The organism is Amycolatopsis sp. A133 (assembly GCF_031082405.1).
In the GTDB taxonomy this organism is placed as follows: Bacteria; Actinomycetota; Actinomycetes; order Mycobacteriales; family Pseudonocardiaceae; genus Amycolatopsis.
In genome coordinates, this window is record NZ_JAVHJU010000004.1 from 64032 (window position 1) to 75661 (window position 11630).

10 protein-coding genes are annotated in these 11630 nt (G+C 74.8%); 5 read left to right on the forward strand and 5 right to left on the reverse strand.

The genetic code is table 11. The features are described 5' to 3' along the window. Positions 1-20: 20 nt before the first annotated feature. The 4 genes from Q5425_RS04690 to Q5425_RS04705 form a co-directional block, all read right to left on the reverse strand. Positions 21-590, reverse strand: coding sequence for a maleylpyruvate isomerase family mycothiol-dependent enzyme (locus Q5425_RS04690; protein ID WP_308670837.1), 570 nt, complete (start codon positions 588-590; stop codon positions 21-23). A gap of 317 nt (positions 591-907) precedes the next feature. Next, entirely contained in the window at positions 908-1696 is a 789-nt protein-coding gene (locus Q5425_RS04695) for an isocitrate lyase/phosphoenolpyruvate mutase family protein (RefSeq protein WP_308670838.1), read from the reverse strand. Positions 1697-1699: 3 nt separating this feature from the next. Next, on the reverse strand, positions 1700-3109 hold the full coding sequence (locus tag Q5425_RS04700; RefSeq protein ID WP_308670839.1) for a DHA2 family efflux MFS transporter permease subunit: 1410 nt from the start codon (positions 3107-3109) through the stop codon (positions 1700-1702). A gap of 85 nt (positions 3110-3194) precedes the next feature. After that, entirely contained in the window at positions 3195-5783 is a 2589-nt protein-coding gene (locus Q5425_RS04705) for a helix-turn-helix domain-containing protein (RefSeq protein WP_308670840.1), read from the reverse strand. A gap of 182 nt (positions 5784-5965) precedes the next feature. Between Q5425_RS04705 and Q5425_RS04710 the strand changes: the two genes are divergently transcribed. Beyond that, entirely contained in the window at positions 5966-7003 is a 1038-nt protein-coding gene (locus Q5425_RS04710) for an alpha/beta hydrolase-fold protein (RefSeq protein ID WP_308670841.1), read from the forward strand. A gap of 64 nt (positions 7004-7067) precedes the next feature. Continuing rightward, on the forward strand, positions 7068-7358 hold the full coding sequence (locus tag Q5425_RS04715) for a hypothetical protein (RefSeq protein WP_308670842.1): 291 nt from the start codon (positions 7068-7070) through the stop codon (positions 7356-7358). A gap of 7 nt (positions 7359-7365) precedes the next feature. On the opposite strand, the gene Q5425_RS04720 is transcribed toward Q5425_RS04715, so the two are convergent. Then, positions 7366-8316 (reverse strand): WYL domain-containing protein, encoded by a 951-nt coding sequence (locus tag Q5425_RS04720; RefSeq protein ID WP_308670843.1) that lies wholly within the window; start codon positions 8314-8316, stop codon positions 7366-7368. Between the two features lie 63 nt (positions 8317-8379). Here Q5425_RS04720 and Q5425_RS04725 point away from each other — a divergent pair, with 63 nt between their 5' ends. The 3 genes from Q5425_RS04725 (at position 8380) to Q5425_RS04735 (ending at position 11629) form a co-directional block, all read left to right on the forward strand. After that, a complete protein-coding gene (locus Q5425_RS04725) occupies positions 8380-9528 on the forward strand; it encodes an epoxide hydrolase (protein ID WP_308670844.1) in 1149 nt (382 codons plus the stop codon). 61 nt (positions 9529-9589) lie between these two features. Continuing rightward, positions 9590-10132: an isochorismatase family cysteine hydrolase gene (locus Q5425_RS04730; protein ID WP_308670845.1), complete on the forward strand. Its 543-nt coding sequence runs from the start codon at positions 9590-9592 to the stop codon at positions 10130-10132. A gap of 333 nt (positions 10133-10465) precedes the next feature. Next, positions 10466-11629, forward strand: a complete 1164-nt coding sequence (locus Q5425_RS04735) for an MFS transporter (RefSeq protein WP_308670846.1) — start codon at positions 10466-10468, stop codon at positions 11627-11629. Position 11630: the final 1 nt, after the last annotated feature.

The window sequence follows — 11630 nt, forward strand, 5'->3', positions numbered from 1 at the left end:
TTCGTCATGGACATCGTCGGTCAAGAAAGCGGATCGCGCCCGAGAACGGCGAGCAGGCGCTCGGCGGCCGGGCGGTCCGGCGCCAGGACGACGGGCTCGGCGAACATCCCCCGGCGGGTGTCGCGGTCGAGCACCGCAGGCAGTTCGGCGAGCAGCCGGACGGCCAGGTCCTCGGGGATCGGCCGGGCCCGCGCCGCGTCCCAGCCGTGCACCGCGGCCTCGAGCGCGCCGACGACGATCAGCTGGTGGCACGGCAGCGGCAGCCCGTCGACGGCGACCGAGCGCCGCCCGCGGAGCTCGCGCACCGCGGCCCCGAGCGCGGCGGCCGCCCGGCCGAGGTCCCGGCGCAGCGTTCGCGCCGTGACCGGCCCGGAGGGCGTCGGCGCGGGATCCGCCGGCACGACGCCGACGGCCAGCGACGTGGCCACCGACCGCAGCGACCGCGTGAGGTGCGCCAGAGCCTCGGCGACGGTCCACCCGGCACAGGCCGACCGGCGCCCGAGATCGCCGAGCCGGATTTCCGCCGCGGAGGTGACGGCGTAGTCCAGGGCGGCGGCGAGCAGCGCCTCATCGGCGGAACGGCCGGGCATCAGGCGCCTCCCTCCCCGCCGGACGACGCCGGTTCGCGCCCGCCGCGCGGCCACCCGGGGCTCCCCCTCCCGCCGGGCGACGCCGGTTCGCGCCCGTTGCGCGACCACCCGGAGCTCCCGTTCCCGCCAGGCGACGCAGACTCACGCCCGTTGCGCGACCACCCGGAGCTCCCGTTCCCGCCAGGCAACGCAGACTCACGCCCATCGCGCGACCACCCGAAGCTCCCCCACCGCCGGGCAACGCACACTCACGCCCGCGCACCGCGCCCCCTAGCCGCCCCACCACTCCCGGCCGCCCCCTCGCAACCGACCCCGCCTCACGACGCCCCGGCACCCGGCCCCTCCTCCATCCCCGCCGCGCGGCGCAGTTCCTCGAGCCCGTCGCGCATCGCGGCGAAACCCGCCCGATAGAACCGGGGCCCGAAGGACACCCTGGCGACCCCCAGCGACGCCAGGGCGGCCAAGTCCAGTTCCGCGCCCGCGTTCCCGTTGACCGGCCCGGGCACGCCCTTCACGAGCCGGCCGATGTCCTCCGCGCTCGCTACCCCGATCGGGTACACGCAGTCCGCGCCGGCCTCGCGGTAGAGCCGGCCGCGGCGGAGGGCCTCCGTCGTGCGGTCCGCTCCGGACAGCCCGCTGGGCGGCAGGAACGTGTCGATCCGGGCGTTGAGGACGAGCGGCACCCCGGAAGCGTCGGCCGCCGCGCGGATCCGGGCCAGCCGGTCCGCGTGCGCCGCCGCGTCCACGAGGCCGCCGGCGCGGTGGTCGGTGTCCTCGATGTTGCAGCCGGCGGCTCCCGCTTCCAGGAGCTCGGCCACGAGCCGGTCCGGTGCCAGGCCGTAACCCGCTTCCGCGTCCACGGTCACCGGAACGGGGACCGCCCGGGCGATCCGGGCGACGGCGGCGAACATCTCCCGCCACGGCGCCCGCTCCCCGTCCCCGTGGCCCAGCACGTCCGCCACGGCGGCGCTGGAGGTCGCCACGACGGGGAAACCCGTCTCGACGACGAGTTCGGCGCTGGCCTCGTCCCAGGCGTTCGGCAGCACCAGCAGGTTCCCGTGGTGCAGCTCCCGCAGCAGGTCGGCGTGGGCCTTCAGGTCGGACATGGGTCACTCCTTCGGTTCGCGGCGCGGGATGAGGGAACCGGCCAGCGCACCCGCCGCGGCGAGGACGGCGCTGACCACGGCGGCGGCGGTGAACCCGGCGGAGAAGGCCTCGCGGGAGGTGTAGCTGCCGGCCAGCGAGAACCCGGCGACCAGGATCGCGACGCCGAACGCCCCGCCCAGCTGCCGCATCGAGCTGAAGGCGCCGGAGGCCTTGCCGAGGAACCGCGGCTCGACCGAGGTCAGCACCGCGCTCTGGGCGGCGGGCAGGCACATCGCGATCCCGGTCCCGGACAGCACGAGCGGCGCGGCGATCGCCCAGTAGCCGATCGACGGGCCGGCGACCAGGGCGATCCAGAGCATGGCGAGCCCGTGCAGGCCCAGCCCCGCGACGATGAACGGCCGTTCGCCGAACCGGCCGACCAGCCGGCCCGCCACCTGCGGGACGACCGCCGTCGTCAGTCCCCACGGCGCCAGCCCGAGCCCGGCGGCCAGCGGCCCGTACCCCAGCCCGTCCTGCAGGAACTGGGCCATGAAGAACACCGCACCCAGCGCCGAAGCCCAGTGGAAGAAGATCACGGCGTTGCCGGCGGCGAACCGGCGGGAGCGGAACAGGTGCAGGGGCAGCATCGGGTGGGCGGCCCGCCGCTGCCACGCCACGAACGCCCCGATCGCCACCAGGCCGGCCACCAGCGGCCCCAGCACCGCGAGGCTCGTCCAGCCGGCCGCGTTGCCCTGGACCAGACCCCACACGACCCCGAACGAGCCCGCGCCGGCCAGCACCAGGCCGCGGACGTCGAGGGCCGGATCCGGGCCGCGGCTCTCCTCGATCCGGGTCAGGGCGAAGCCGACCAGGGCGACCCCGACCGGGACGTTGATCCAGAAGATCCACGGCCAGGAGATGCCCTCCACGACGGCGCCGCCGAGCAGCGGCCCGAGCGGCACCGCGACGCCGCTGACGCTCGCGAAGACCCCGAGCGCCTTAGGCCGCTCCGCCGGCGGGAACGCGGCCCCGAGCAGGGCGAGCGTCAGCGGCATGACAAACGCGGCGCCGGCGCCCTGCAGCACCCGCCCGGCGATCAGGACCTCGACGCCGGGCGCGACCGCGCAGATCAGCGACGCCAGCGTGAACAGGGTCACCCCCGCCACGAAGACCCGGCGCCGTCCCCAGCGGTCACCGGCGGCCGCCGCCGTCATGAGCAGGACGGCGAAGCTCAGGCCGTAGGCGTTGACCGTCCATTCGAGCTCGGCGACCGACGCGCCCAGGTCGGTCCGGATCGCCGTCAGTGCGGTCGCCACGACCAGCGAGTCGAGGACGACCATCATCGAGGCGACCGCGGTGATGGCCAGCACCCATCTTCGCCGGGCCCGCCCCGCGGCCGGTGTCACCGGCGTGGGTGAAGTCGTGGTGCGCACTCGCGTCTCCTTGCCTCCGGTTGCCGGCGTTGCGCCGCTTCCGAAGACATGGACACCGCGCGGCCCCCGAAGGAATCGGCGATCCTCAGCTTCCGCGTGGCCGCGGGGCCGGTTCGCGGGCCCCGCGGGACGCCGTCGCGCCGGTTTCCGGCGGCTCGGCCGTCCTGGCCAGGTGGTCCTGCAGCCGGGCGTGGCGGAACTGGTAGACCGCGCCCGCCTGGCGGAGGATCCCGCGGCGGTAGGCGTCCTCGAGGAACGCGGCCGTCGCCCACGGCAGCCGTCCCGTCAGCGGCAGCCACACCCGGGACAGCATCAGCCACTGGCCCCACGCGGTGAAGGCGAACACGTATGCGACCGCCCCGCCGAGGCCGCCGACCGCACCGACGACCAAGCCGCCCGTGAGGGTCCAGACCAGCGGCCCGAAGACGCCCTGCAGGAGCTCGACCACGATCCGGCCGCCGGCCGCGATGGCCAGGGCCAGCAGCGGGCCGAACGCCAGCGCCTGGCGCAGCACCGTCGTGCGGTTGGCGCGCAGCAGCGTGGCGGGGCTGGCGGCGGAGCTGATGTCGAGCGGGGTCTCCAGCACGGCGACGAGCCCGAACGTCGCCCCGGCGGCGAGGCCGAACACGAGCCCGCTCACCAGCGTGTTGACCAGCGCCGTCGTCACCAGGTCCTCGATCCGCGGCGGGAAACCGGTGGCCATGGCCCGGGAAAGCACGGTCACCGGGCCGTAACCCAGCCCGACGACGAACCCGCCCAGCAGCCCGGCGCCGAACCGGCCGGCGTAGCGGCGCAGGAGGCCGCCTTCGGGGCGGCCCGTCCGCCCGCGCAGCCGGACCTGCATCCGGGACGGCTCGAACACGAGCCCGCCGTAGACCACCATGATCCCGTGGACCAGGCCGAACGCGAGGCCGACCACCGAGCCGACGAGCAGGCCGTCCACCAGCGCGGCCCGCAGCCCGGGCAGGAAGCCCAGCGCGGCGACGTCGACCGGCACGAAGAACAGCCAGTCGGCGACGGCGGTGGCGAGCATGGCCGAGAGCACGACGGCGAGGATCCGGGACGACCGCCGCAGTGAGCCGCCCAGCCGCCACCAGGCCAGGTCGTGCGTGCCGAGCCGGTCGAGGTGGCGGGCGAGGTGGCCGAGCCAGCGGCGGGCGCGGCCGGGGTCCCACCGGGGCCGGTCCCGGTACACCGTCGGCACGAAGCTGCCCAGCAGGTGGTCCTCGACGGCTTCGGCGGTCGGGAAGCGGGTGGTGTCCAGCAGGACGGCGGGGTCTTCGCCGGGCGCGTCGCTGTACACCGTCCGCGCGAGCACGACCATCAGCGGCGTGCTCAGGACGGCGGCGAGCGCGGCGCCGCCCGGGCCGGTGAGCACGGGGTTCCACACCGTCCCGGGGCCGCCGCCCGGCGCCGGGCGGCGGGTCGTGCGGGGCAGGTAGCCGAGCAGGTCGCCCGGGGTGAGGTCGGTCAGTTCGACACCGGCGGCCGCGGTCAGCACGTCGGTCGCCGCGACCGCCACGGTGTACTCGGCCGGGCGGCTGGTCAGCACGAGCGGCAGGGTGGTGCCGTTGAGCGCTTCGAGGGCGGCGCGGTGCAGGCCGTCGGCGATTTCGTCGAACCCGTCGAGCACCGGCAGGACGTGCCCGGCCTCGACCAGCGCGGCGGCGAGCGTGGAGCCGCCGGGCGCGGCCGCGGCCAGGCCGGGGTAGTCGCGCAGGAGGCCCTCGGTCAGCCAGTCGCGCAGCGCCGTCGCGCCGGGGTCCCACGAGCCGAGGCCGAACAGCACCGGCACCGGGTCGGCGGGCGTGCGGGTGCGCAGCCGGTCCAGGACGAACCGCAGGGTCAGGACGGTCTTGCCGGACCCGGCGCGGCCGAGCACCACCAGCCGCCCGGACGGGATCCGCCGGTAGGTCGCGGCGATCTCGCCGAGTTCGCCCGAGAGGTCCAGGGGTCCGGCCGTGCCACCGGCCGGGACGCGCCGGATGTTGGCCCAGTGATCGGTCAGCGGAGCGGGCAGCGGCCGCCACCGGACCGGCAGGGGGAAGGGGTCGTGGATCCGGCGTTGTTCTTCTTCCCGCTGCCACCGCCCGGCGACGGCGTGGGCGAGCTGCTCGGCCGCGTCGGCCAGCTCGCCGAGGGGGGTCCGCCGCGGCAGTACGGCATCGGGCGCCGGGGTCGTTTCGGCTCCACCGGCCGGCACGCCACCGGGCGCCGCGCTCGACCCGACCTCTCCGGCAACGCCCTCCGGCGCCGCAGGGCCACCGGCCGGCTCCCCACCGGCCGCCGCGCTCGACCCGACCTCACCGGCAACGCCCTCCGGCGCCGCCGGGCCGCCGGCCGCCTCCCCGCCGGGCACCGGCCGCGACATGGCACCACCGGCCGCCGAGGTGCTCTCGGCCTCCCCGGCCGGCTCCCCGCCGGCCGCCGGCGTCTCCGCCGGCACCGCACTGCCGCCGGCCGCCGCGGCCAGGAGCCTCCGGTGGTCCTCCGGGGCGATGCCCAGCGCGTCGGCGAGCAGCTTCACCGTGCCCAGGCGGGGGTTGCTGCCTCCGTCGCGTTCGAGGCGCCTGATCGTGCGCACCGCGATCCCGGCCCGCCCGGCCAGCTCGTCCTGGGTCATTCCCGCCTGCCGCCGCAGTTCTCGCAGCAGCTCGCCGAACCCGCTCGTCACGTCCGCGCATCCCCCCGGCAGCGGTGTTTCGTCCCCGATCGACCCTAGCGTGCCGACCGGCCTTATTTGGCCGGTCCGCGTCCTGGTGCGCCGACCTGCGCGAACCGCACGCTCAGGTGGTCGAGACAACTACGAGAGGGGATCCCGTGGAGAGTCATTCACCGAGGCGCGGGGCGGCACTGGTGGCCGTCTTCGCCGTCGCTTCCGCACTCGCGGCACCGGTGGCCGCCGCTGAGACCGGGCCGCCGCGCTTCGCCGACGGCTTCGGGCTGACCGTCACCGAGCAGCCCACGTGGGTCGACGACCACCACCGGACGTTCACCTTCGCCGTCCGCTCCGACCAGGTGCCCACGCCGTCGGTGCTGCCGGGCCAGACCCCGGGGCAGCACGTCGTCATGGTCACCCTGCCGGTGGGTTACGACGGCGCGGCCGCCACCCGCTACCCGGTGCTGTACTCGCTGCACGGCAACGCCGACCTGCCCAACACCCAGCGGAACCTGGACATCACCGAGTCGTCGACGCGCTCGGCGCCGCTGATCACGGTGCACCCCAACGGCGGCCGCAGCTGGTACTCGAACTGGGTCAACCCCGGCGCCCTCGGGCCGCAGAACTGGGAGAACTTCCACCTCGGCCAGGTGATCCCGCTGATCGACGCCGGCCTGCGGACCATCCCGGACCGCACCGGCCGCGCGATCGCCGGGCACTCGATGGGCGGCTTCGGCGCGGTCCACTACGCCGAGCACCGGCCGGACCTGTTCGGGTACGTCGGCAGCTTCTCCGGCGGGCTGGACCTGCAGAACTCCGAACAGCGCGCGGTGGTGGCCGAGACCGCGCTGGATCCGGCCTCCGGCACGCCGACGACGTCGGTGGACGCGATCTTCGGGCCGCCGATCTGGCCGTTCGACGGGATCTGGAACGCCCAGAGCCCGGCCCAGCACGTCTTGGCGCTGCGCGGCACGGGCGTGGCGCTCTACATCGGCAACGGCGGCGACCTGACCGTCGACCCGCTCCACGCGGTGGTCGAAAGCCGGGCCCGGGAGACGAACCTGGTGACCGCGGCCAACCTGACCGCCGAAGGCATCCCGTTCACCTTCGCCGACTACGGCGACGGCAGCGCGTGGGCGCCCGGCTGCACCGGCAAGCACAACCAGCAGCCGTGCCTGCAGGCGGACATGGACCACTTCGTGGGCCTGCTCATGCGGACGCTGCAGCACCCCTGATCGTCGGGGCCGGGCGGTGACGGGGGCCGCCCGGCCCGGACCCCGCTCGACGAAAGGAGGCCCGATGGCCGCGAACTACCGCTACTGGTGCGGCGAATGCTCCTACCGGACGCCGTGGTTGACCGAATCCGGCGGCGCCGCCACCCAGGCGAGGCACTACGCCCAGCGGCACGCGCGGACGATGCCCGGCGGCCGGGTGGAGGTCCGCGCGAAACGCACCGAAGGCGGCGGCTGTGTGTGGCTGGTCGCGGTGCTGTTCCTGGTGCTGCTGCTGGCGTCCACGTGCCGGCAGGAGGCACGCAGCGCGCCGGCGCCGCAGGTGTGCGGCACGTGCGCGGTGACTTCCGCCCGCTGACCGTCCCTCAGCCGGCCGCCTTGCCCAGCCGGGCCGCCAGCGCCCGGATGTGCTCGACGAGTTCCGGTGGCTCGTGCACCCGGAAGTCGAAACCCTTGCCCGCCACGTAGATCGCCAGTTCGTCGAGGGAGTCGGAGCCGGCGCGCAGGGTGCAGCTGTGCTCGTCGATCGGCTCCAGCGCCGCGGTGGTCGGGGCGATGCGCTCCGCCGCGGTCGCGGCGCTGACGTGCAGGGTGAAGCGGCCCTGGTAGCGGTAGGGCGACGTCGAGATCGCCCGGGAGGTGTAGCCGCCGGGATCGGGGTCCGGCGGGGTGCGCGGGGTGAACCGCGGCCCGGCCGGCGTGCGGGGTTCGAGGCGGTCGACGCGGTAGGTGCGCCAGTCCTCGCGCTCGACGTCCCAGCCGAGGAGGTACCAGCGCCGTCCGGTGTGCACCAGCCGGTGCGGCTCGGTCGTGCGGACGCTTTCGGTGCCGTCGTGGGCGCGGTAGCCGAAGCGCAGGCGCACCGAGTCGCGGACGGCGGCGGCGATGGCGGTCAGGGTGTCCGGGTCGGCGGTGGGGCCGGTGCTGGCCAGCGGCACGGTCGCCGACCGCAGGGCGTTGATCCGGTGGCGCAGCCGGGACGGCAGCACCTGCTCGAGCTTGGCCAGCGCGCGCACCGACGTCTCCTCGATGCCGGTGATCGAGCCACCCGCGGCGGTGCGCAGACCCATCGCGACCGCGACGGCCTCGTCGTCGTCGAGCAGCAGCGGCGGCAGGTCCGCGCCGGCGCCCAGCCGGTAGCCGGCGGTGCCCGCGGTGGCCAGCACCGGGTAGCCGAGGGCGCGCAGCCGTTCGATGTCGCGGCGCACGGTCCGCGGGGTGATCCCCAGCCGCTCGGCCAGTTCGGCTCCGGACCGGTCGCGGCGGGTCTGCAGGAGCGAAAGCAGCCGCAGCAGCCGCGCCGAGGTGTCCGCCATGCCGCGAAGTCTGCCAGCCGCTTAGGACCGAATCTGACCTAACCGGCTCCTACGGTTGAAGACATGCAGAACCACAGCGAACTCCGGCCCTTCACCGTCGACGTCCCGCAGGCCGACCTGGACGACCTGCGCGACCGGCTCGCCCGCACCCGGTGGGCGGCGGACCTGCCCGGGGCCGGCTGGAGCCGCGGGGTGCCGGTGAGCTACCTCAAGGAGCTGGCCGCGTACTGGCGCGACGGCTACGACTGGCGCGCGCACGAGCGGCAGCTCAACCGGTTCCCGCAGTTCGTCACCGAAATCGACGGCCAGGACATCCACTTCCTGCACGTCCGCTCGCCGGAGCCGGCCGCGCTGCCGCTGATCCTGATCCACGGCTGGCCCGGCTCGATCGTGGAATTCCTGGACGTCATCGGCCCGCTGACCGACCCGCGGGCCCACGGCGCCGACCCCGCGAACGCGTTCCACCTGGTCATCCCCTCGATCCCCGGCACCGCCTTCTCCGGGCCGACCCGCGAAACCGGCTGGGACACCGGCCGCATCACGAGGGCGTTCGCCGAGCTGATGCACCGCCTCGGCTACGACCGCTACGGCGCCCAGGGCGGTGACACCGGCGCCGTCGTCGGCCCGGGGCTCGGCCGGCTCGCCCCGGACAAGGTCGTCGGCGTGCACGCGAACGGGCTCGCGGCGTTCGGCGCGCCGGACGAGGGCGCCGAGCTGACCGAGGCCGAGCAGGCGCGGCTGAAGCACCTCGAGTACCTGAAGACCGAGCAGTCCGGGTACGTGGCGATGCAGACGACCCGGCCGCAGACGCTGGCGCACGGCCTGCACGATTCGCCGGCGGGCCAGCTGGCCTGGATCGTGGAGAAGTTCAAGGAGTGGACCGACCCGGCGGCCGAGCTGCCGGAGGACGCGGTGGACCGCGATCTGCTGCTGACCAACGTGATGCTGTACTGGCTGACCGGCACCGGCGGCTCGTCGGCCAACTGCTACTACGAGACGGCCCACGCGGGCGCCTGGGGCGCGAGCGAGCGGTCCCCGGTGCCGACCGGGGTCGCGGTGTTCCCGCTGGACGTGTCGATCCGCAGCGCCCTCGACCGCGAGCACACGATCGTCCACTGGTCGGAATTCGGCCGCGGGGGCCACTTCGCCGCGATGGAGGCCCCCGATCTGCTGGTGGCCGACGTCCGGGCGTTCTTCGCCGGGCTGCGCTGAGCACGGCGCCACCGGGCCGGTGTTCGCTCGTTCCACAAAGGACCGGTGGCAAGCTGGACCCATGAGCGAAGCACTGATCGTCGGCGACATCCAGCGGGGCATCATCGGGCAGTTCGGGTTCACGCGGCAGGTGGTGGCTCCCTTGACCGGCCTGCTGCCCCGGGTGCGTGCCGCCGGTGCGCTCGTCGTGCACGTCCAGACCGCCTTCCGCGTCAACCGCGCGGATCTGCCGCCGGGCAACGCGCTGTTTTCCACCTTCTTCGACGCCGGCGACGTCTTCCACGAGGGTTCGCCCGGCATCGAGCCCGCGCTGCCGGTACTCGGAGAGGACGTCGTCGTGCGCAAGCGCCGCGCGAGCGCCTTCGCCGGCACCGATCTCGATCTGGTGCTCCGGGCGCGCGGGGTGGACGCGGTGACGATCACCGGCGTGGCCACGAGCGCGATGGTCGCCGCCACGGCTTACGACGCCGCCGACCGGGGGTACCGCGTCGCCGTCTTGGCCGACGGCTGCGCCGACGAGGATCCCGCCGTGCACGGGTTCTTCATGGAGCGGGTCTTCCCCGGCCGCGGCTTCGAGGTCGGGAGCTGCGCCGACCGGCGGTGACCCGGCGGCGGGCTCACGAAAAACGGAACTCCGGATCACGGGCGGGCACAAAGGGTTGCCGACGTTGACACGACCGGGCGCGCACCGGCGGGCAGAGCCCGCCGGATGGCCGCGCACGTCGGGCTCCTGACCACTGTCGGTGACGAACCGGGCAGGAGGCCGGCGTCCGGCCGTGCCGATGCACGCCCATCCGCAGGGCCGTAGAAGCACTTACAACCGTTGAAGCACAACAAAAGTCCGCGCATCCGTCAGGTGACGGATGTCTGATTCGGCCGCACCGCGAAACATTGTTCCACGGAGCCGATGCTCCGGCCTCGACGCCGAGGAGGAGCGATGTCGCGTGCTGCCAACACCGTTTCCACCGCTGTGATCTTCGTCCTGGCCATCAACCTGCGGCCGGCCGTGACGAGCCTGGGTGCGGCCCTGCCGGACATCTCGGTCGCCCGTGAACTCGTCGCCGCGGTGCTCGTCGCGCTCCCCCTGTGGGCGATCGGCCTCGGCGGCTGGGCGACGCCGTGGCTGTGCAGCCGGGTGGGGACGCACCGGACCGTGACCGTGGCCCTCGTCGGGCTGGTGCTGTCGCTGGCCGGGCGCGTTCTCGGCGGCTCGGCGGAACTCCTGATCGGGACGGCGCTGGCGTGCCTGTCCATCGCCGTGCTCGGCACCATGCTCCCGCTGCTGGCCAAGGGGTCCGCCGCCTTCACCTTCGGGCTCGGGCTGGGCAGCACGGCCGGTGCGCTGATCACACCCACGGCCGTCATGTCGTCTTCGTGGCGGCTCGCGCTCGGCGTGTGGGCGACCGCGGCGCTGGTGGCCCAGCAGGTGTGGCAGCGCACTCCCGGCGAGTTCGTGTCGCCGCGGCGCGCCTCCGGCACGGTGTCCGCCTCCGCGCTGACCATCCACTTCGGACTCATTTCGACGGTGACGTTCCTGGTCATGGGCTGGCTCCCCGGCATCCTGCGCGACGCCGGGGTCCCGCCGACCACCGCGGGCGCGTGCCTGGCGTTGTCGATGGCCATGGGGCTGCCCATGATGCTGCTGGTCCCGGGCTGGACGCGCCGCTGCCGCAACCAGACCCTGCTCGTCGGCGCGCTCGCGGTGCCCAACATGATCGGGGTGACCGGCCTGCTCGTCGCGCCCGCGGCCGCGCCCTGGCTGTGGGCCGTCGCCACCGGCACGGGCATGGGGTCGCTCGCGTTCGTGCTGACGACCGTCTCGCTGCGCAGCAAGGACAGCTCGCTCGCGCTGTCGGCCGTGGTCCAGGGCGTGGGGTACGTCATCGCCGGCTTCGGCGTGCTGGCCTGCGGCTGGCTGCACACGCAGACCGGGGCCTGGCGAACCCCGCTGCTGCTGGTGCTGGCGATCCTGCTCGGCCAGGTCTGGAGCGGCCACATCGCGGTTTCCCGCCGGGCTCCGGCACCGCCGGTCGCGCGCCCGCTCGTCGTGCGCCGCCAAGGGGACGCTTCGGAGATCGGGTCCGACCCCGCCGCGGCTTGAA

Bases quoted from the DNA above. Each gene is read 5' to 3' on its own strand.
- Q5425_RS04735 (WP_308670846.1), top strand. From the start codon at position 10,466: ATGTCGCGTGCTGCCAACACCGTTTCCACCGCTGTGATCTTCGTCCTG.
- Q5425_RS04730 (WP_308670845.1), top strand. From the start codon at position 9,590: ATGAGCGAAGCACTGATCGTCGGCGACATCCAGCGGGGCATCATCGGG.
- Q5425_RS04725 (WP_308670844.1), top strand. From the start codon at position 8,380: ATGCAGAACCACAGCGAACTCCGGCCCTTCACCGTCGACGTCCCGCAG.
- Q5425_RS04695 (WP_308670838.1), bottom strand. From the start codon at position 1,696: ATGTCCGACCTGAAGGCCCACGCCGACCTGCTGCGGGAGCTGCACCAC.
- Q5425_RS04720 (WP_308670843.1), bottom strand. From the start codon at position 8,316: ATGGCGGACACCTCGGCGCGGCTGCTGCGGCTGCTTTCGCTCCTGCAG.
- Q5425_RS04690 (WP_308670837.1), bottom strand. From the start codon at position 590: ATGCCCGGCCGTTCCGCCGATGAGGCGCTGCTCGCCGCCGCCCTGGAC.
- Q5425_RS04715 (WP_308670842.1), top strand. From the start codon at position 7,068: ATGGCCGCGAACTACCGCTACTGGTGCGGCGAATGCTCCTACCGGACG.